A 19,792-nucleotide genomic window follows, 5' to 3' on the forward strand; every position below is an offset into this window, starting at 1 on the left:
GCAACCTAGGCGCGCGCCAGGTAAGGCCCGGTAAGCCGCCCTGGCGCGAGCAGGCGCAATGAGGGCCGGCCGCTTTCAGGCGCCCGGCTGTCTGGCGGCCGAAACCACAGGCATACTACGGACTCACGCAACGGCGCCGCAGCCGGCAAACCCGGTGGGACGGTCATCCTGCCGTGTCGGGACGAGCGGTGCCGTAAGATTTACATATAGGCGGCCGGGTCGTATGAGAGGCGAGTCGAGCCGCAGTCTGGGAGGAGCCACGTCATGTGGAGTCGTGTCTGTCGCGCCGTGTACGTTACGGCGCTTGCTTTGCCCTGCTCGTTTTCGGGCGTGCAGTCCGCTCATGCCGCCCTGGGCGGCGCGCCAATCGTTCCACCGGCCGATGCTTCGGTCTCTTCCCGTACGGTGCAGCCTGCCGCCAGCTCCGGCAGCACGGCTACTGCGACGACTCAAAGCGTGATGCGCGCCGCGTCCAGCGCCGCTTCGTCCGCCACCGCTTCGTCCGCTGCGTCCTACACCGTGCGTGAAACCACGTTCGGCAACGGCACCGTGGTGCGCGAATACCTTGCCGCGGATGCGTCCGTGTTCGGCATCGCGTGGCGCGGTCCGCAAATGCCCGATCTGAACAGCCTGCTCGGCAGCTACTTTCCGCAATACGTGAGCGGCGTCCAGGCCGTACGCGCGGCACGCGGCGGCGGTCACGGTCCCGTGACGGTCGACCAGAGCAGCCTCGTGGTGCACTCCGGCGGCCACATGGGCGCGTTCATCGGACAGGCATGGCTGCCGTCGGCATTACCTGCCGGCGTGAGCGGTTCGGACATCCAGTAAGGGCGAGGACACAAGATGCGAACCAGGCAAATTGCTTTGAAGCTGCAAGGCTGGGTGCAGGCCGTCGTGGCCGTGACATTGCTGTCGGTCGTCGCCGCATGCGGCGGCGGTGGCGGCAGCGACAGCAGCAGTTCGAGTAGCACCAGCGGGAACGGCAATTCATCCACCACGCTGAACGGCGGGTCGTTGCCGGCCAGCCCGACCCAGCAACCCATCGCCGCGACGGCTTCCAACACGGTGGCGATCACGGTCGGCAAGGGCGTCGCGGGCGTGGTGAATATTCCGGCGGTGAGCGTGACGATCTGCGCGCCCGGCTCCACGACCAATTGCCAGACCATCAATAACATCCAGGTCGATACCGGCTCGTTCGGCTTGCGGGTGGTGGGTTCGGCCCTGAACGCGTCGCTGCTCGGCGCGTTGCCGACCAGCACGGCGACGGGCGGCGGCCAGCTCGCCGAGTGCGCGACGTTCGCCGACGGCTACACGTGGGGCTCGGTGCGTACCGCGACGCTGACCATCGGCGGCGAGACGACGACGGCGGCGACGCCGCTGCAGATCATCGGCGACGTGTCGACCAGTTCCTTGCCCGCCAACGGTTGCGGGACCGGCGCGGCGGAAAACACGGTTAGCGATCTGGGCGCCAACGGCATTCTGGGCATCGGCAATGCGCCCGTCGATTGCGGCGCGACCTGCGCGAATCCGACCACCGCGGCGGCCTACAGCAACTACTTCTCGTGCCCGGGCGGCGCATCCTGCACCCGCACGGCGGTGCCGGTCGAGCAGCAGGTAACCAATCCGGTCACGAAGTTCGCGGCGGACAACAACGGCGTGATCGTGCAGATGCCGCCGCTCGCGGATAGCGGCGCGCCATCGGCCACCGGCACCCTGGTGTTCGGCATCGGCACGCAGTCGAACAACACGATGGCCGCGACGCAGAAGTTCGTCACCGACTCGTACGGCGATATGAACAACAGCGTGTTCAACGGCACGACGGTGGTCGCGTTCCTCGACTCCGGCTCGAACGGCTACTTCTTCGGCGACAGTACGCTCGCGCAGTGCGGCAGCGCCTACTCGGGCTTCTATTGCCCGGCGTCCGCGCAAACCCGTTCCGTGACTCTCGCCGGCGTGAGCGGTACGCAGGCGGCGGTCAGCATCGGCATCGTCAGCGCGGCTACGCTGTTCGGCAACACCAGCAACTATGCGTTCAACGACCTGGCCGGGCAGATTGGCGGCAACAGCAGCTTCGATCTGGGCCTGCCGTTCTTCTATGGTCGCTACGTGTACTACGGCATCGATCAGACGGCGTCCGGCGGACAAAGCCCCTACGTGGCGTTCTGACGCCGCTGGCCGGGTTCCCATCTATCGCGGCGATCACGGCCGCCTGAATAGAAGCCGGGCCGGCGCCCCCTGCGGTTTCCGCGAGGGACGCCGGCCCAACCATCTGTCGAAATACCCCCCTTTCCCTGTCTTTATCCGCCGATCGCTGCTTGCGTCGAGCGGGAATAATCGCTCTCACTGAAAAGAGGCGTTTCGCCTCGGCCGACTGGAGAGCGTGCGTGGCAGAGGACAGCGACCTCGAAAAAACCGAATCAGCCACTCCCCGGCGCCTGCAGAAGGCGCGCGAGGAAGGGCAGATCGTGCGTTCGCGGGAGCTTTCGACCTTTGCGCTGCTCGGCGCCGGGTTTTTCGGCGTGTGGGGAATGTCCGGCAGCATCGGCGAGCATTTGCAGGGCATGCTGCGCACGGCGTTCACGTTCAATCACGCGACGGTGTTCGAGACCAGCCGCATGCTGCTCGGCGCGGGGTCGGCGGGCCGCGAAGGGCTGGCCGCGTTGCTGCCGATCCTCGCGTTCACCGGCGCGGCCGCCTTGCTCGCACCCATGGCGCTGGGCGGGTGGATGTTCTCCAGCAAGGGCCTCGAACCCAAATTCGACCGGCTCAATCCGATCGCGGGACTCGGCAAGATCTTTTCGATCAACGGGCCGATCCAGCTTGGCCTGTCGCTCGCCAAGACGCTGGTGGTGGGCGTGATCGGCGGAACGGCGATCTGGCATCGTCGCGAGGAAATTCTCGCGCTCGCGACGCAACCGCTGCAACTGGCGCTCGCCAACACCGTGCATCTGATCGCAGTCTGCTGCGGCATGACGGTAGCCGGGCTGTTCGTGGTGGCCGCGATGGATGTGCCGTATCAACTGTGGCAGTTCCACAAGAAACTGCGCATGACGAAGGAAGAAGTGAAGCGTGAACATCGCGAAAGCGAAGGCGATCCGCATGTCAAAGGCCGGATTCGCCAGCAGCAGCGCGCGATGGCCCGCCGCCGCATGATGACCCAGATACCGAAGGCCGACGTGGTCGTGACCAACCCGACGCACTTCGCGGTCGCGCTGCAATACACCGACGGCGAGATGCGCGCGCCCAAGGTGATCGCCAAGGGCGTGAACCTGGTGGCCGCGCGCATTCGCGAACTGGCCGTCGAAAACAACGTGCCGCTGCTCGAAGCACCGCCGCTCGCCCGCGCGCTGTATCACAACGTCGACCTGGATCGCGAGATTCCGGGCCCGCTGTATGGCGCGGTCGCGGAAGTGCTCGCGTGGGTGTACCAGTTGCGGCGCTTCAACACCGAAGGTGGCGTCGCGCCGGTCGCCCCGACCGAATTCGACGTGCCGGCGGATCTCGACAAGGGTGGTGTGTCCGATGAAGACGCCGCCGAGGAAGCGGCCGACGTGCTCGACGCGGCCGCCAACCCTGCTAACCCGGCTAACCCGGCCAGCCGCACCAACCCCGCTAACGACGCCCCAGGAGCCTCCGCATGAACGCTCGCGCCGGAATCCTGTCCCGACGGCCGGATGCCTTGAGCAGCACCAATCTGCGCGCCCTCGCCGGGCCGGTGCTGATCTGCATGATCCTCGGCATGATGATTCTGCCGTTGCCGCCGTTCCTGCTGGACCTGCTGTTCACCTTCAACATCGCACTCTCGGTGATGGTGCTGCTGGTCAGCATGTACACCATGAAGCCGCTCGACTTCGCCGCGTTCCCGAGCGTGCTGCTGTTCTCCACGTTGCTGCGCCTGTCGCTGAACGTCGCCTCGACCCGGGTCGTGCTGCTCGAAGGCCACACGGGCCCCGATGCCGCCGGCCAGGTGATCGAGTCGTTCGGCCACTTCCTCGTGGGCGGCAACTTCGCGGTCGGGATCGTCGTCTTCGTGATCCTGATGGTGATCAACTTCATGGTGATCACCAAGGGCGCGGGGCGGATCGCGGAAGTGTCCGCGCGCTTCACGCTCGACGCGATGCCCGGCAAGCAGATGGCGATCGACGCCGACCTGAACGCCGGTCTCATCAACGAAGAGGCGGCCCGCAAGCGTCGTCTGGAAGTCTCGCAGGAAGCCGAGTTTTACGGCTCGATGGACGGCGCCAGCAAGTTCGTGCGCGGCGATGCGATCGCCGGTCTGCTGATCATGGTGATCAACATTCTCGGCGGGCTGATCGTCGGGATGGTTCAGCACGGCATGGACTTCGCGTCGGCAGGCAAGACCTATACGCTGCTGACCATCGGCGACGGCCTCGTCGCGCAGATTCCGTCGCTGGTCATTTCGACCGCGGCCGGCGTGATCGTGTCGCGCGTCGCGACCAACGAAGACATCGGCACGCAACTCACCGGTCAGTTGTTCACCAATCCGCGCGTGCTGGCGATCACCGGTTGCATTCTGGTGTTGATGGGTCTGATCCCCGGCATGCCGCACTTCGCGTTTCTGATTCTGGGCGGCGGTCTCATCCAGCTCGGCCGCACGATGCGCAAGCGCAGCGAAGACCGCAAGGGCGCCCCGGCGCTGGTCGACATCACGCCGGCGGCGACGACTCCGGTCGAAAACGCCGAAGCCAGCTGGGACGACGTGACGATGATCGACACGCTCGGCCTCGAAGTCGGCTACCGCCTGATCCCGCTCGTCGACAAGAACTCGGACGGCGAACTGCTCAAGCGTATCAAAAGCATCCGCAAGAAGTTCGCGCAGGAAATCGGCTTCCTGCCGCCGGTCATTCATATTCGCGACAACCTCGAATTGCGGCCGAACGGCTATCGAATCGCGTTGAAGGGTGTCGAAGTCGGCGTCGGCGAAGCGTATCCGGGGCAATGGCTCGCGATCAATCCGGGCCAGGTGTCGGCCGCGTTGCCGGGCACGCCGACCCAGGACCCGGCCTTCGGTCTGCCGGCCATCTGGATCGATACGAACCTGCGCGAACAGGCGCAGGTGTACGGCTATACCGTGGTGGATTCGAGCACGGTGGTGGCGACGCATCTGAATCACCTCGTCGTCACGCATGCCTCCGAACTGCTCGGTCGCCGCGAAGTGCAGGCCTTGCTCGAACGCATGCAGAAAGACACGGCGTCGCTCGTCGACGATCTCGTGCCGAAGGTCGTGCCGGTCACCACGTTGCAGAAGGTGCTGCAGAACCTGCTGGAAGAGGGTGTGCCGATCCGCGACTTGCGCACGATTCTCGAGGCGCTCGCCGAGCACGCGCCGAAGGTGTCCGACGCGCACGATCTCACGGCGGCCGTGCGTCTTGCACTGGGCCGCGCGATTACGCAGCAGTGGTTTCCGGGCACCGGCGACATGCAGGTGATGGGCCTCGATTCGAATCTGGAGCGGGTGTTGTCGCAGGCCTTGTCGACCGGCGCCAATCCGGGCCTCGAACCGGGCCTCGCGAATACGCTGTTGACCGAAACGCAGAAGGCCATGATGCGTCAGCAAAACCTCGGACTCGCGCCGGTTCTGCTCGTGCAGCACGCATTGCGGCCGATGCTCGCGCGCTTCCTGCGCCGCAGCTTGCCGCAACTGAAGGTGCTGTCGTATGCGGAAGTGCCCGATACCCGCAACATCAAGGTCGTGAATCTGATCGGCGCGCACGGTTAGGCGAGCTTCACGCGGTTGCTTTCTGCTTCTGCTTTCTGCTTTTTGCTTGCGATTACGGACCGGCGCTCATCGAGCGCCGGTTTGCATTTCCGTATCTAACTTTTCGCACCCGGGTCTTGCGAGAACGCTCATGCTCCGCTCCCGGAACCGGGTGCGCATGCGGTTCGACATGCTGTTTGAAACCGCCGCGCGACTGAATGACAGCGTGGGTCCATCGTTCGAATTGCCCCGCTTTAACGGTCTTTATCCATCGATCGTCACACGACGGGTTTCGCAATAATGATCTCAATGGGAAGCGGTATGTTGCCGATCCGTTAGTCCGTTCAGCTCATCGGGGTCCATCTTGAACATTCGTAAATTTGTCGGTGCAACCAGTCGTGACGCTTTGCGCCTCGTACGCGAAGCGTTGGGCGCGGATGCGGTCGTACTGTCCAGCCGCACGATGGACGACGGCAGCGTCGAGATCGTCGCACTGGCCGACAGCGACCTCGCCGCCATCGCGCCGAAAGCACCGCGCAACGCACACGCGATGTCGATGAATGCGACGCCGGCACAAGCCGCACTCGCGGCGCCCCGTGCGCAGACGATGGCCGCCAATCCGTATGCGAGCGGTATGCCCGATGTGTTCTCGTCGGTGTTCGGCGCGAGCCCCGAAGCGGGTGCGGAGACGATGGGCAACAGCGGCAATGGCAACGCCGGTTCGGCGTCGACCAGTGACCTGTCCACGACTTCACGCTCCACCGACACCGCCCCTGCGACTTCCGTCGCGGCAGAACAGCCGAGCGCCCGCGCCGCGGCTTCGCGTCTGACCGAAGACCTGCGCGCCGATCTGCTGAAGGCGGTCGGTGTGTCGCCCGCCACCGCAGCCGAGATGCCGGCGCCGCGCACGATGGCCGAATCGAATCCCTGGTTGATCGATCACGCCCGCCGTATCGCCGCCGAACAGCAACAGCCGGCCGAAGCCATCGCAGCGTCCGCGATGACACCGGCCGCCGCGATGGCCAAGGGCCTCGGCGCCGCGGTCGAACCGGTCAAGGCCGCCGCGCGTGCCGCGACGCCGACGCCGGCCTTCCCGAAGCCGGCTCAGGCTGCTGCTGCACGCGTCGGCGAAACACCCGACTGGGCGCGCGAAGCCGCCCAAATTGCGGCGCGTCGCGCAATGCCGAAAACGCCGGCATCGCAAGCAACCCAAACCACGCAAGCCACTCATGCGGCGAACGACGACGCCCGCAGTTCGTCCGCCGTCGCCGATGCGATCAGGACGCGCATGGAGCAGGTCGTCAACGAGACCGTGATGAGCGAGCTCTCGTCGATGCGCGGGATGATGGAAGAGCACTTCGCCGGTCTGCTGTGGAGCGACCGCCAGCGCCGCAACCCGACGCGCGCTGCGCTGACCAAGCATCTGTTCGCCGCCGGCTTTTCCGCGCAGCTCGTGCAGATGATGGTCGACAACCTGCCCGACGAACTCGCCGACATGGACGGCGGCATGGACTGGGTGCGCTCGGTGCTCGAGTCGAACCTGCCGGTGATGGAAGACGAAGACGCGCTGATGGAGCGCGGCGGCGTGTTCGCGCTGATGGGCCCGACCGGTGTCGGCAAGACCACCACCACCGCCAAGCTGGCCGCGCGCTGCGTGATGCGCTTCGGCGCCAGCAAGGTCGCGCTGCTGACCACCGACAGCTACCGGATCGGCGGTCACGAACAACTGCGTATTTTCGGCAAGATTCTCGGCGTGTCGGTTCACGCGGTGAAGGACGGCGCCGATCTGCAACTCGCGCTCTCCGAGTTGCGCAACAAACACATCGTGCTGATCGACACGATCGGCATGAGCCAGCGCGACCGGCTCGTCTCCGAGCAGATCGCCATGCTGTGCCGCGCCGGTCAGCCGGTGCAGCGTCTGCTGCTGCTCAATGCGACCAGCCACGGCGACACGCTCAACGAAGTCGTGCAGGCGTACCAGCGCGCGCCGGATCAACAGCCGCTGGCCGGCTGCATCCTGACGAAGCTCGACGAAGCCACCAACCTGGGCGGCGTGCTCGATACGGTGATCCGCTACAAGCTGCCGGTGCATTACGTGTCGACCGGTCAGAAGGTGCCCGAGAACCTGTACGTGGCCACCCGCAAGTTTTTGATCAAGAGCGCGTTCTGCATTCCGCGCGACCACTCGCCGTTCGTCCCGCAGGACGACGACATTCCCGCGCTGCTGTCCGCGCTGTCCGCGCGTTCGACGTCCGAACTGCACGAGGTCCGCTTTGCATAAACACATGTCCGATCAGGCAGAAGGGTTGCGGCGCCTGCTGGCGCGCAGCGGTTCGCGCGTGATGGCGGTGACGGCCGGATCGGCCAGCGCCGGTTGCACGACGACGGTGGTGAACCTCGCCGCTGCGCTCGCGCAGCAAGGCAAGGACGTGCTGGTCATCGACGAATGCGTCGGTGCGAATTCGGTCGGCGAGATGCTCGGCGGCGCGCGCGGTGCGGGTCACTTCGGCGCCGTGGTGCGCGGAGAAATGGCGCTCGACGACGCGGTTGCGCGCCATCCGCTCGGTTTCGCGGTATTGAACGCTGCGCGGCCGAGTCGCGAAGGTCATGGCGTCGCGCAACTCGGCGTGGTGCTGCACGGTTCCGCGGACGTCGTGCTGATCGACGCGCAACTGGATTCGCAAGGTCAGTTGTCGCCGCTCGCGACGCAGGCGCACGACGTGATGATCGTCACGCGCATGGCGGCTCAGGCGATTACCGATGCGTACGCGTGCATGAAGCGCCTGCATTACGCGCATGCCATCGCGCAGTTCCGCGTGCTGGTGAACTTCGTGCAGAGCGTGAGCGATGCGCAGACTGCTTTTACGAATCTGGCCGGCGTGGCCGGGCGCTACCTGACGGTGGCGCTGGCCGACGCCGGTTGTATTGCCGCCGATGTGCGGATGGCGCGAGCCCAGGAGTTGTCGCGCTGTGTCGTCGACGCGTTTCCGTCGACACCGGCTGCGCGCGATTTCCGGCACCTCGCCGCCGAATTGCAGTACTGGCCGATGCGGCCAGCGATGTCGTCGCAGACGCCATGGATGGCGCCCGCGACAGTTACAGCGGCGCAACACGCCGACCAACCGTCCGCGCAGCACGCCTGAAGGGCGGCACAGGACAAGGGGTGCACGATGTATAACGCTCAGGGGAAGATTTCCCAGGCCGAAGTTCTGACGAAGTACGCACCGCTGGTGCGTCGCCTCGGCTTGCAGCTCGTGGCGAAAATGCCGGCCAGCGTCGATCTCGACGATCTGATCCAGGCCGGCATGATCGGCCTGCTCGACGCCGCGAGCCGCTACAAGGAAGACCAGGGCGCGCAGTTCGAAACCTATGCGAGCCAGCGGATTCGCGGCGCGATGCTCGACGAGTTGCGCAGCAACGACTGGTTGCCGCGCAGCCTGCGACGCACCTCGCGCGAAGTGGAAACGGCGGTGCACAAGGTCGAACAGAATCTGGGCCGCTCGGCGAGCGAAACCGAGATTGCCGATCACCTTAAGATGCCGCTCGACGAGTACCAGTCGATGCTGCAGGACCTGCATGGCAGCCAGCTGATCTACTACGAAGACTTCGACCGCTCCGCGGACGACGAGCCGTTTCTCGACCGCTACTGCGTCGATCATTCGGACCCGCTCTCCGCCTTGCTCGACGACAGCCTGCGCTCGGCGCTGGTCGAAGCCATCGACCGTTTGCCGGATCGCGAGAAGCTCCTGATGTCGCTCTACTACGAGCGCGGCATGAATCTGCGCGAGATTGGCGCGGTGATGGAAGTGAGCGAATCGCGCGTGTGCCAGTTGCATAGCCAGGCGGTGGCGCGCTTGCGCACGCGGTTGCGCGAGATGGCCTGGGCGAACGCCGAGGCGACTTGAGCCGGATTGGCTTTGGTACTTAGGGGGCGCACGCAGGGGCGCACGCAGGGGCGCATTCGGGGGCGCACTCGGGGCGCCCCTTGACGAAGCCCCAGGTAAAGGTAAAGGGAAGGGCCGCATAGTCCGGATTGCGTCGATGTTCGCCGAGCGTGAGGCGCTCGGGCATCGGCAGTCCTTCGTCGAGCAGCGCGTCGAGATGCTGCTCGATCGCTTCTTTCGCATTCGCCTACGCTTCTTCGAGCGTCTCTCCCGCCGGGTGACAACCCGCAATGTCGGGCACCACTACACCGAACGCATGCTGTGCGTCGCCCGATTCGATCGCGATCGGGAAAATCAGGTTTTTCATTTCAGGCGCCGTTCGTAGCGCACGCCGCGAACCGGTCACACGACGACACCTCCCTCGCTAGCGGAAGCGCCCCGCAGCCGGCCTCCAAAAGAAAAAGGCCCGTTAAAGAACGAGCCCTTGTTTCACCGACGCAGAAGAGAATTTACAACCCGACTCGTGCCGGAATCCGTCCGTCCGGTCCATAGAAGCCAGCCTTGCGTGGCACGGCGACCTGCAGCGCGGTAAGTGCCCGCTGGTTGTAGTCCATCCGCACGCGAATCAGTTCGCCATTGCTGGTGTTGACGCGGCGCGCCCTTTCGGCCGCCTTCTGCAGCAGCGACCATTGCGTGGCGAGGCGGGTATCGGCGGCAGCGGCGCGTTCCATGCCGGCCCAGCCGGCCGGCAAGCCCATCTCGACGAGCAAACCGTCGCGCGTCGCTTCGAGCCTCGCCAACTGGCCGACCAGCTCGGTTTTCTTTTCCACGATAGGCGGCAACATCTCCATCGGGGACAAGGCGATGAGCGCCCTGGTTTCGAGCGTCAGGACCGACGCGAAGGCCTCGACGGCCGAATACTCTTCGATGAGGGTGGCAAGCAGGGCGTCTTTCATCTCAACAACTCGCTGAACGCAGCGGCTCGCCGATACTTCACGAGCCGGGTTTGTCGAATGCCGCCCGGCAATTCACCGTACTTCGATGTGTCGATCAGTTGCCGGTCGACGGGGTTTGGGTTTGCAGCAGGTCGCGCGCGGTGCTGATGACGCCGTCCGCAATTTTGCCGGAGTCGATCTTCAGCGAGCCGTCCTTGATGGCCGCCTTGATCGCCTCGACGTGCGCCGTGTCGATGTCGGCCGAGCCGGACGCCGCCAGATTGCGCAGATTCTGCGACAGACCCGACAGGCTGACGCTGGCGTCGCCCGACGTGCTGGACGTGCTGGCCGTGCTGGCCGTGCTGGCCGTGCTCGTGCCGGCTGTCTGCGCGCTGGTGCTCGTGGCCGTCGCGTCGGCGGCGGACGAGCGGGACGAGGCGTCTTTCAACGGCGGCAGATTCGAATTGGTTGTGGAATCGACTTTCACGATGGGCTTCCTGAACGATTTGATCCTGATAACGGCAGGCAGTGATCAAAACTTTAGCGCATTCGCTCCAGCTTTTCCCTTGCATTTCAAGACTATCCGGCTGCGGCGCCGGTTCCGAACCCGGCTTCACGACCGCGCAGCGCCGGCTCGCCGGCCCGGGCAGCGAGCCCGAACTCATAGTGGCGTGCGGTGCGAGCGGTTTCACAGCTGAATCTCCACCGTCGTGCCGTCCTTCACGATGCCGGACACGATCTGGCCGTTGGCCGTCTTGACCCGCACCGATTGTCCCGGCGACGCGTTGTTCATCGCGCTGCCTTCGGCCGAGATGGCGAAGCCGACGCCCGCGGCGACGACCCGCACGGTCTGGCCGATCGACACGGCCGACGCGCTTTTCAGCATGTCGAGCCGCAGCGGGCTGCCGCCGGCGACCCGCGTGAGCGTGGTGGCACCGATCACTTGCGACGGATCCGTGACGATCGCTTGCGGCAGATAGGTCAGATCGCCCTCGCGCGCGACGAGGTCGGCGGCGCCCAGCACTTCGCCCGGCGACATCGCGCGGGCGGCCAGATAGTAGGTCGCATGCAGCGACACGCGCGCTTGCAGATACATCGTCCATGGCCGTTCGCCGACGCAGCGCACGCCGACGCTCACCTGGCCCCACAGACGCGCGCCGCTCGGCAGGAACGGCTCGAGCGACGTGCAGGCCGCGAGGCCGCGCGGAAACGCCGGCGCAATGGTGATGTCGATCTTGCCGGGCAAGCCGGCGGATTGCTGTTGCAGGAACGCGAGCGCGGTCTGCCGGATCGCTTCGGGATCTTGCTGGCCGGCGAGCGGCGTGCCGCGGGCAGGCAGGGCGGCGCGCGCGTTCTGGAGTGCAGGGGAGGCCGGCATGCGCGCCGAGGCGGCGCCGCGGGCCGAGGTGGACGAAAGGCTGGCGGCATTATTGTTCGCGGCAGTGGCGACCGCTGGAAGCGACGCCGTAGCTACCGCCGCCGCATTAGCAACAGGCACCGTCGCAGCCACGCGTGCAGGCAAAGGCTTACCGTTCGCACCCAACTGCGGCGGCTCGCCGCGCGACGCGAGACTATCGAAACCGTTCGCCGTGGCGAGGCCGGTCGCATCGACCGGCTGCGGCGCATTCACGGCCACCGGCTGCACGCCCGCACGCGGCCGCGTACCGCCGGGTTGCGGCGCGGGCGAGATCACCACCGGCACCACCTGGCGCGAATCCGGCACGAAGTTGACCCGCGTGAGGCCATTCGCCGCTGCCGCCTTCACCCCGGCCCCCGGGCCCGGAATAGTCACGACGCCGTTGGCATCCGGTTTCAGCGTGGTGGCGATCATGCGCGGCGTCGCGGCCGTGGCCTCCGCGCCGGTTCCATCGATCACGATGGCGCCGTCGGCTTGCGCCGCGCGCGTGAACGCATCCGCCTCGCGTGCCTTCGAACCCGACGACAACGACAACGACTGCGCCGTCGCCGCAGCGAGCGTCGCCGGCGAGCCCGCGCGTTTCGGCGGCGCGGCCTGCATCTGTTCAGCCAGCGCGGCGAGCGCGGCAGGATTCTTTTCTCCGGGACCGGCGATCACGATCGGACCGCCCGCGTCCTGCGCCTTCGCCGCCACCGGCAGCAGCACGACGCCGCCGGCCACCCAGATCGTCACGTTGACGACCAGCTTCACCGCAAGACGACAGGCGCCGCGAGCAACACGCCTGAGTGCAACGACGCCCACGCGATACGCCACCGCGCGACTCGCACGATGCGTCGGATCGAAAGTGGGCTGGTCCATCGGGTTTCTCCATCGAATACGTCGGTACGCTTTGCATTCTAGTGAGCGGCTCCTTTGCGCAAACGTCGAATAGAAGCCCCCTTTCCCGGTTATTCGTCCGATTGCCGCTTGCGTTCGGCCCATAAGATGCACCTCATGGAAAAAAGGCTTTCCTGCCAGGCGCAGTTCTCACACGAGGCGCGCCGCGGAAAGCCTCGGAACGTTCTCCGGAGAGGCTCATGCTGGACAAACTCGATGCCGAATTCGCCTTTGGTCGGCAAGCGCTCGATGTGCGCGCTTATCGCCAGGAACTGCTGTCTTCGAATATCGCCAACGCCGATACCCCCGGGTACAAGGCGCGCGACGTCGACTTCGCTTCGTCGCTCGCCGGCGCGTTGAAGAAAACCGGAAGCGGCACGGCGAGCGGCGCGTCCAACACGTCGACGCTCGCGATGGCCCAGCCGGCCGGCGTGACCAGCGGCATGTCGATGGTGTCGACCGAGCCGGGCCACATGGCCGGCAAGGCGACGCTGATTCCGACCGGCGGCACCACCGACGACTACGGCAATCTGCAATACCGCAATCCGACCCAGCCCGCGCTCGACGGCAACACGGTCGACATCGACACGGAACGGGTGCAGTTCGCCGACAACACGCTGCATTTCGAGTCGGGCATGACGGTGTTGTCGAACCAGATCAAGACCATGCTGGCCGCAATCCAGTCGGGTTCATAAGCCGAACGGCAGCAAGACAAAATCGCTACGGGATTTAACGTGAGGCCGGCTCGAACCGGCAGGAGAGGTCAGGAAACATGCCATCCCTGATGAATATTTTCGGTGTCGCGGGCTCCGCGATGTCCGCGCAATCGCAGCGGCTGAACGTGACGGCGTCCAATCTCGCCAACGCGGACAGCACCACCGGGCCGGACGGTCAGCCGTACAAGGCCAAGCAGGTCGTGTTCGCGGTGAGTCCGCTCGGCGGCGCGCGTTCGGGCTCGGGCCAGCAGGTCGGCGGCGTGCAGGTCACCGGCGTGGTCGACGACCCGACGCCGATGAAGACCGCCTACGACCCCGGCAATCCGGCAGCCAATCCGGACGGCTACGTCACGCTGCCCAACGTCGACCCGGTGCAGGAAATGGTCAACATGATTTCGGCCTCGCGCTCGTACCAGGCCAACGTCGAGACCCTGAACACCGCCAAAACACTGATGCTGAAAACGCTCACGATCGGAACCTGAGGAGAGCTCCTTGACCACCAACACCACCATCGGCAGCAGCGGCACAGGCGTGTCGCAAACGCTGCTCGATACCATGAACGGCACCGCCAGTGCATCGGGCTCGAGCAGCGCGACGAGTTCGACGAGCAGCACCTCGGGAACCTCGGCGTCCGATCTGCAGAGTACGTTCCTCGCCCTGCTGGTCGCGCAGATGAAGAACCAGGACCCGACCAACCCGATGGACAGCTCGCAGATGACTTCGCAGCTGGCCGAGATCAACACGGTGTCGGGTATCAGCCAGTTGAACACCACGTTGAGCTCGCTCGCGACGCAACTGTCGTCGGGCCAGCAGTCGCAAGCCGCGCTGCTGATCGGCTCGACCGTGCTCGCGCCGGGCAGCTCGATTTCGGTCGCAAGCGGCAAGGCCAGCTCGTTCGGCGTGCAGCTCGCGAACTCGGTGAGCGATCTGCAGGTGGTGGTGAAGAACTCGGCGGGCTCGATCGTCAACACGCTCGATCTCGGCGCGCAGTCGGCCGGCACGGTGCCGGTGGGCTGGACGCCGACCGATTCGGCCGGCAACACGCTGCCCGACGGCACCTACACGATCAGCGCGGTCGGCACGATCAACGGTCAGCAGGCCACGGCAACCACGCTCGCGGGCGCGACGGTGCAAAGCGTCGTCATGCAGTCGAGCGGCACGCCGGGCCTCGTGCTGTCCAACGGCACGACGGTCGGGCTGACCAGCGTCGCCGCCATCCTCTGATTCAGATTCAGTCAGTCAAGACTTTCCAGATACGGAGACCGTCATGGGTTACCAAACAGGTTTGAGTGGTCTGTCGGCAGCGTCGAGCGACCTCGATGTGATCGGCAACAACATCGCCAACGCGAACACCGTGGGCTTCAAGAGCGGCGCCGCGCAGTTCGCCGACATGTACGCGAATTCGGTGGCGACCGCGGTGAACAACCAGGTCGGCATCGGCACGCAGCTCTCCGAGGTGCAGCAGCAGTTTTCGCAGGGCACGATTACCAGCACGAATCAGGCGCTCGACGTCGCGATCAACGGCAACGGTTTCTTCCAGATGTCGGATAACGGTTCGCTGGTGTACTCGCGCAACGGCGTGTTCCAGCTCGACAAGAACGGCTACATCACCAACGCGCAGGGCCTGCAACTGATGGGCTACGGCGCGACCTCGTCGGGCGTGGTGAACACCGCGCAAACCGTGCCGCTGCAGGTGCCGACCACCAACATCGCACCGCAACCGACGACCAAGATCGCCGCGACGCTGAACCTGAATGCGCAGGACGGCCTGATGCTCGGCACGCCGACGGTGACCGCCGGCAAGACCAACACCGGTTCGCTGACGACCACCGGCGCGACCATCACCAACACGGCGTCGGGCACCAACACCGACGACTACACGGTCAGCTTCACGGGCGGCAACTACACCGTCACCGACAACACGCTCGGCACCTCGACGTCGGGCACGTATTCGGCCGGCACCGCGATTTCGCTCGGCAACGGCCAGACCATCTCGTTCTCGGGCACACCCGCGGACGGCGACAGCTACGCCGTCGCGCCCGCGCCGATCGCGTTCAACCAGAACAGCTCGACCACCTACAACTACTCGACCAGCACGACGGTGTACGACTCGCTGGGCGGCTCGCAAGCGGTCAACATGTATTTCGCCAAGACCTCGGCGGGAACGTGGGACGTGTACGCGGGCACCTCGAGCAGCACCGCGCAACTGGTCGGCACGGCGACGTTCAACACGTCGGGCACGCTGACCGGCACGACCAACGCGGACGGCTCGGCTACCTCGACGCCGTACGCGTTCAACTTCACGATTCCGAACACCGACGGCTCGTCGACGCCGCAACCGCTGACGCTGAACATCGCGGGCACCACGCAATACGGCGGCAAGGACGGCGTGAACTCGCTGCAACCCGACGGCTATGCCGCCGGCACGCTGACGAGCTTCACCATCGGCACCGACGGCACGCTGACCGGCAACTATTCGAATCAGCAAACGGCGTCGCTCGGCCAGATCGCGCTCGCGAACTTCGCGAACCAGAACGGTCTCGTGAATCTCGGCAACAACGAATTCCAGCAAACCCAGGCATCGGGCGTCGCGCAGATTTCGGTGCCGGGCGCGACCAACCACGGCACGCTGCAAGGCGGTGCGGTGGAAAACTCGAACGTCGACCTGACGAGCGAACTGGTGAACCTGATTACCGCGCAGCGCAACTATCAGGCGAACGCGCAGACGATCAAGACCCAGCAGACCGTCGACCAGACCCTGATCAACCTGTAAGCGAGCGGGACTTCCCATCATGGATCGGCTCATCTACACCGCAATGTCGGGCAGCACGCAAGCGCTCGAACAGCAGGCCATCGTCGCGAACAACCTGGCCAACGCATCGACCACCGGGTTCCGCGCGCAACTGGCGACGTTTCGTGCCGTGCCGATGTCGTTCGGCGACGGCAGCACGGTGAACGACGACACCACGCGCACCTTCGTGCTGTCGTCGACGCCGGGCGCCGACTACACGCCGGGGCCGATCCAGCAGACCGGCAATCCGCTCGACGTGGCGATTCAGGGACCGGGCTGGCTGTCGGTGCAAACCGCCGACGGCAACGAGGCGTACACGCGCGCGGGCAACCTGCACGTGGACGAAAACGGGCAACTCGTGAACGGCACCAACCAGGTGGTGCTCGGCAACGGCGGTCCGATTTCGGTGCCCCCGGGCGCGGAGATCACGATCGGCAAGGACGGCACGGTGAGCGCGCTCACGCCGGGCGATCCGCCGACCGCGGTGGTGATGGTGGACCAGTTGAAGCTGGTCAATCCGGACCCGCAAAGCATGACGCGCGGCGACGACGGCCTGTTTCGCGCCGGCGACGGCAACCCCGTCGACGCCGATCCGACCGTCACGGTGGCGCCCGCGTCGCTCGAAGGCAGCAACGTGAATCCGGTCAGCGCGATGGTCGCGATGATCACCAATGCGCGGCAGTTCCAGATGCAGACCAAGCTGCTGGAAAACGCCGACAAGAACGACCAGTCGGCCAACCAGCTGCTCAGCTTTAGCTAAAGGAAAAGAATATGAACCGCTCACTCTACATCGCCGCCACCGGCATGAATGCGCAACAGGCGCAAATGGACGTGATCTCGAACAACCTCGCGAACGTCAGCACCAACGGCTTCAAGGGCTCGCGCGCGGTGTTCGAGGACCTGCTGTATCAGACCGTGCGTCAGCCGGGCGCGAACTCGACGCAGAGCACGGAATTGCCGTCTGGCATCCAGCTCGGCACCGGCGTGCAACAGGTCGCCACCGAGCGTCTGTACACCCAGGGCAATCTGCAGCAGACCGGCAATTCGAAAGACGTCGCGATCAACGGGCAGGGCTTTTTCCAGGTGCAGATGCCCGACGGCACCACGGCCTACACGCGCGACGGTTCGTTCCAGACCAACGCGCAGGGGCAACTCGTGACGTCGAGCGGTTATCAGATCGTGCCGGCCATCACCATCCCGAACAACGCGACCTCGCTCACCATCGGCAGCGACGGTTCGGTGTCGATCACCGTGGCCGGTTCGTCGAACACGCAGCAACTCGGCACGATGCAGGTCGCGACCTTCATCAACCCGGCCGGTCTCGATGCGAAGGGCGAAAACCTGTTCGCCGAAACCGCTTCGTCGGGTGCGCCCAACGTCGCCCAACCCGGCCTGAACGGCGCCGGCACGCTGAACCAGGGCTACGTCGAAGCTTCGAACGTGAATGTGGTGCAGGAACTGGTCAACATGATCCAGACGCAGCGCGCTTATGAAATCAACAGCAAGGCCGTGACGACTTCCGACCAGATGCTGCAAACCCTCAGCCAGATGCAGGTTTGAGGGAACTGGAATAACAGGCGGTCATCAAGATGTCGCACTCTTCACGTCACCCGGTTCATTCGCGCACCGCACAGGCGCTCGTGCAACTCACGTTGCTCGCGGCGCTGGGCGGCTGCGGTCTGGTGCCCAAACAGCCGATCACGCAGCAGCCGATGACGGCCGTGCCGCCGATGCCGCCGCAAGCGCAATCGGCGGGCTCGATCTACAACCCGGGTTACGCGGGCCGGCCGTTGTTCGAAGATCAACGGCCGCGCAACGTCGGCGACATCCTGACCATCGTGATTCAGGAAAACGTCAACGCGACGAAGTCCTCGGGCGCCAATGCGAACCGTTCGGGCAGTACCAGTTTCAACGTGCCGACCGCCGGTTTTCTCGGCGGTCTGTTCGGCAAGACGAATCTGAACGCGACCGGCGCCAATGTATTCAGCGGTACCGGCGGCGCGAATGCGTCGAATACCTTTAACGGCACGATTACCGTCACCGTGACCGGCGTGCTGCCGAACGGCAACCTGATGGTGAGCGGCGAGAAGCAGATGCTGATCAACCAGGGCAACGAGTTCGTGCGCTTTTCCGGGGTCGTCAATCCGAACACGATTTCGAGCCTGAATGCGGTGTACTCCACGCAGGTGGCCGACGCCAAGATCGAATACTCCGCGAAGGGCTATCTCGACGAAGCCGAGAACATGGGCTGGCTGCAACGCTTCTTCCTCAACGTGTCGCCGTGGTGATGATCATGCGTAACGTCATCTCCTCTATCGGTCGCGTTCTGGCATTCGTTGCGCTGGTCGGCGCCGCCTTGCCCGCAGCCACGCCGGCTCACGCCGAACGCCTGAAAGACCTCGTGCAGATTCAGGGCGTGCGCGACAACCCGCTGATCGGCTACGGCCTCGTGGTCGGCCTCGACGGCACCGGCGACCAGACCACGCAAACGCCGTTCACCACGCAGACGCTCGCCAACATGCTGGCGAACCTCGGGATCTCGATCAACAACCAGGCGGCCGGCTCCAGCAGCTCGTCGTCGTCGCTGTCGAACATCCAGTTGAAGAACGTCGCCGCGGTGATGGTGACGGCGGTGTTGCCGCCGTTCGCGCGTCCCGGCGAACAGCTCGACGTGACCGTGTCGTCGCTCGGTAACGCCAAGAGCCTGCGCGGCGGCACGCTGCTGCTCACGCCGCTCAAGGGCGCCGACGGTCAGGTGTATGCGCTCGGCCAGGGCAGTCTCGCGGTCGGCGGCGCCGGCGCGAGCGCGAACGGCAGCAAGGTGCAGGTCAACTCGCTGGCGGCCGGCCGGATTACCGGCGGCGCGATCGTCGAGCGCAGCGTGCCGACCTCGGTGTCGCAAGGCGGCACGATGCAGCTCGAGCTGAACGAGATGGACTACGACACGACGCAGCGCGTGGTGGCGGCGGTCAACAACGCGTTCGGCAGCGGCACGGCGACCGCGCTCGACGGCCGCACGATCCAGTTGCGCGCGCCGGCCGATTCCGAACAGCAGGTCGCGTTCATGGCGCAACTGCAGAACCTCGACGTGCATCCGGCGCAGGCGGCGGCCAAGGTCATCCTGAACGCCCGCACCGGTTCGATCGTGATGAACCAGATGGTGACGTTGCAAAGCTGCGCGGTGGCGCACGGCAACCTGTCGGTCGTGATCAACACGCAGCCGGTGGTGAGCCAGCCGGGTGCGTTCTCGAACGGCCAGACCGTCGCGGCCCGCCAGTCGCAGATTCAGATGAAGCAGGACAACGGCGCGCTCAAACTCGTCACTGCCGGCGCGAATCTCGCCGAAGTGGTGAAGGCGCTCAATGCACTCGGTGCGACGCCCGCGGATCTGATGTCGATCCTGCAGGCCATGAAGGCGGCGGGCGCGTTGCGCGCCGACCTGGAAATCATCTAA

Annotated in this window: 18 protein-coding genes and 1 pseudogene; 15 read left to right on the plus strand and 4 right to left on the minus strand. The window is 65.4% G+C overall.

From position 1 onward, the window contains the following. Nucleotides 1-264: 264 nt before the first annotated feature. The 7 genes from FQ746_RS20520 to FQ746_RS20550 all read left to right on the plus strand — a co-directional run bounded on the left by FQ746_RS20520 (nucleotide 265) and on the right by FQ746_RS20550 (nucleotide 9,624). The gene (locus FQ746_RS20520) at nucleotides 265-828 is read left to right on the plus strand and encodes a DUF2844 domain-containing protein (protein ID WP_144111457.1); all 564 of its coding nucleotides are present in this window, start codon (nucleotides 265-267) and stop codon (nucleotides 826-828) included. Nucleotides 829-843: 15 nt separating this feature from the next. After that, on the plus strand, nucleotides 844-2,166 hold the full coding sequence (locus tag FQ746_RS20525) for a DUF3443 domain-containing protein (protein WP_144111458.1): 1,323 nt from the start codon (nucleotides 844-846) through the stop codon (nucleotides 2,164-2,166). A 218-nt stretch (nucleotides 2,167-2,384) separates the two neighbouring features. Next, nucleotides 2,385-3,641, plus strand: coding sequence for a flagellar biosynthesis protein FlhB (flhB, locus tag FQ746_RS20530; RefSeq protein WP_144111459.1), 1,257 nt, complete (start codon nucleotides 2,385-2,387; stop codon nucleotides 3,639-3,641). Next, nucleotides 3,638-5,740: a flagellar biosynthesis protein FlhA gene (flhA, locus tag FQ746_RS20535; RefSeq protein ID WP_144111460.1), complete on the plus strand. Its 2,103-nt coding sequence runs from the start codon at nucleotides 3,638-3,640 to the stop codon at nucleotides 5,738-5,740. Before flhB ends, flhA begins: the two co-directional genes overlap by 4 nt. Before the next feature lie 343 nt (nucleotides 5,741-6,083). Further along, nucleotides 6,084-8,000 carry a flagellar biosynthesis protein FlhF gene (gene flhF, locus FQ746_RS20540; protein ID WP_144111461.1) on the plus strand — a complete coding sequence of 639 codons (1,917 nt, stop codon included), beginning with the start codon at nucleotides 6,084-6,086 and terminating at the stop codon, nucleotides 7,998-8,000. Then, nucleotides 7,993-8,862: a MinD/ParA family protein gene (locus tag FQ746_RS20545; RefSeq protein WP_144111462.1), complete on the plus strand. Its 870-nt coding sequence runs from the start codon at nucleotides 7,993-7,995 to the stop codon at nucleotides 8,860-8,862. Before flhF ends, FQ746_RS20545 begins: the two co-directional genes overlap by 8 nt. A gap of 27 nt (nucleotides 8,863-8,889) precedes the next feature. Continuing rightward, complete coding sequence (locus FQ746_RS20550; RefSeq protein WP_144111463.1) at nucleotides 8,890-9,624, plus strand: RNA polymerase sigma factor FliA; 735 nt, start codon at nucleotides 8,890-8,892, stop codon at nucleotides 9,622-9,624. Nucleotides 9,625-9,697: 73 nt separating this feature from the next. Here the strand turns inward: FQ746_RS20550 and FQ746_RS20555 are convergent. The 4 genes and pseudogenes from FQ746_RS20555 to flgA all read right to left on the minus strand — a co-directional run. Beyond that, a pseudogene (locus tag FQ746_RS20555) lies at nucleotides 9,698-9,970 on the minus strand (type II toxin-antitoxin system HicB family antitoxin); the annotation flags it as partial. 142 nt (nucleotides 9,971-10,112) lie between these two features. Next, complete coding sequence (locus FQ746_RS20560) at nucleotides 10,113-10,559, minus strand: flagella synthesis protein FlgN (RefSeq protein WP_144111464.1); 447 nt, start codon at nucleotides 10,557-10,559, stop codon at nucleotides 10,113-10,115. A gap of 94 nt (nucleotides 10,560-10,653) precedes the next feature. Then, nucleotides 10,654-11,025 carry a flagellar biosynthesis anti-sigma factor FlgM gene (flgM, locus tag FQ746_RS20565; RefSeq protein ID WP_144111465.1) on the minus strand — a complete coding sequence of 124 codons (372 nt, stop codon included), beginning with the start codon at nucleotides 11,023-11,025 and terminating at the stop codon, nucleotides 10,654-10,656. 201 nt (nucleotides 11,026-11,226) lie between these two features. Further along, on the minus strand, nucleotides 11,227-12,813 hold the full coding sequence (flgA, locus tag FQ746_RS20570) for a flagellar basal body P-ring formation chaperone FlgA (protein ID WP_144111466.1): 1,587 nt from the start codon (nucleotides 12,811-12,813) through the stop codon (nucleotides 11,227-11,229). 218 nt (nucleotides 12,814-13,031) lie between these two features. On the opposite strand from flgA, the gene flgB reads away from it, so the two are divergent. The 8 genes from flgB to FQ746_RS20610 all read left to right on the plus strand — a co-directional run bounded on the left by flgB (nucleotide 13,032) and on the right by FQ746_RS20610 (nucleotide 19,792). Further along, complete coding sequence (gene flgB / locus FQ746_RS20575) at nucleotides 13,032-13,526, plus strand: flagellar basal body rod protein FlgB (RefSeq protein ID WP_144111467.1); 495 nt, start codon at nucleotides 13,032-13,034, stop codon at nucleotides 13,524-13,526. Nucleotides 13,527-13,603: 77 nt separating this feature from the next. Then, nucleotides 13,604-14,029, plus strand: a complete 426-nt coding sequence (gene flgC / locus FQ746_RS20580; RefSeq protein WP_144111468.1) for a flagellar basal body rod protein FlgC — start codon at nucleotides 13,604-13,606, stop codon at nucleotides 14,027-14,029. A 10-nt stretch (nucleotides 14,030-14,039) separates the two neighbouring features. Then, a complete protein-coding gene (locus tag FQ746_RS20585; protein ID WP_144111469.1) occupies nucleotides 14,040-14,771 on the plus strand; it encodes a flagellar hook assembly protein FlgD in 732 nt (243 codons plus the stop codon). 43 nt (nucleotides 14,772-14,814) lie between these two features. Beyond that, nucleotides 14,815-16,320, plus strand: coding sequence for a flagellar hook protein FlgE (locus FQ746_RS20590; RefSeq protein ID WP_144111470.1), 1,506 nt, complete (start codon nucleotides 14,815-14,817; stop codon nucleotides 16,318-16,320). Between the two features lie 19 nt (nucleotides 16,321-16,339). Beyond that, a complete protein-coding gene (flgF, locus tag FQ746_RS20595) occupies nucleotides 16,340-17,098 on the plus strand; it encodes a flagellar basal-body rod protein FlgF (RefSeq protein WP_144111471.1) in 759 nt (252 codons plus the stop codon). A gap of 11 nt (nucleotides 17,099-17,109) precedes the next feature. Next, the gene (gene flgG / locus FQ746_RS20600) at nucleotides 17,110-17,898 is read left to right on the plus strand and encodes a flagellar basal-body rod protein FlgG (RefSeq protein WP_144111472.1); all 789 of its coding nucleotides are present in this window, start codon (nucleotides 17,110-17,112) and stop codon (nucleotides 17,896-17,898) included. Nucleotides 17,899-17,927: 29 nt separating this feature from the next. Then, complete coding sequence (gene flgH, locus FQ746_RS20605) at nucleotides 17,928-18,626, plus strand: flagellar basal body L-ring protein FlgH (protein ID WP_144111473.1); 699 nt, start codon at nucleotides 17,928-17,930, stop codon at nucleotides 18,624-18,626. Then, nucleotides 18,626-19,792 (plus strand): flagellar basal body P-ring protein FlgI, encoded by a 1,167-nt coding sequence (locus FQ746_RS20610; RefSeq protein WP_144111513.1) that lies wholly within the window; start codon nucleotides 18,626-18,628, stop codon nucleotides 19,790-19,792. The genes flgH and FQ746_RS20610 overlap by 1 nt, the downstream gene beginning before the upstream one ends.

It is taken from the genome of Paraburkholderia sp. BCC1886, from assembly GCF_900996245.1.
Classification (GTDB): Bacteria; Pseudomonadota; Gammaproteobacteria; order Burkholderiales; family Burkholderiaceae; genus Paraburkholderia.